Genomic DNA, 431 nt, shown 5'->3' on the forward strand with positions numbered 1-431 from the left:
GTCCAGGACCTGACCGGGTGGGCGCAGGGCGTCGTTCGCGCACACCGTCGCCAGCACGGGCCGTCCCCCAGCCGCGGCGACGACCTCCGGGACGATCCCGAGCGTCAGCTCGTTCGCGTTGGCCCAGGGCAGCAACCCGGCCACCGAGGGCAGACCGCGGCGGCGCAGCACGCTGGAGTGGTACGCGACGATCACGTCCACCCCCGCCCGGGCGAGCCACCTCGCGGTGTCCGCGTCCCCCGCGGCCGCGGCGATCAGCGCGTTCACAGCAGGTTCGCGTGCCGCTCGGCCAGCGCCGCGTCCGGAATAGCGTGGGCGTGCTGGAACGCCCCGCACAGGGCGTCGCCGAGCAGGAGGCACGCCTGCTCGAAGAGGGAACCGCCGTGCTGGCGGCTGTCGGCCGGGACGACCACGACGAGGTCGGCCTCCGC

Annotated in this window: 1 protein-coding gene; it reads right to left on the minus strand. The window is 75.4% G+C overall.

Annotated features, from left to right (window positions below; genetic code table 11):
- Positions 1-267 (minus strand): phosphoenolpyruvate hydrolase family protein (locus tag I6F24_RS37355; protein ID WP_225156615.1); only part of this gene is annotated, 267 nt, incomplete at its 3' end.
- Positions 268-431: the final 164 nt, after the last annotated feature.

This window comes from Bradyrhizobium sp. BRP23, from assembly GCF_020194135.1.
Lineage (GTDB): Bacteria > Pseudomonadota > Alphaproteobacteria > Rhizobiales > Xanthobacteraceae > Bradyrhizobium > Bradyrhizobium yuanmingense.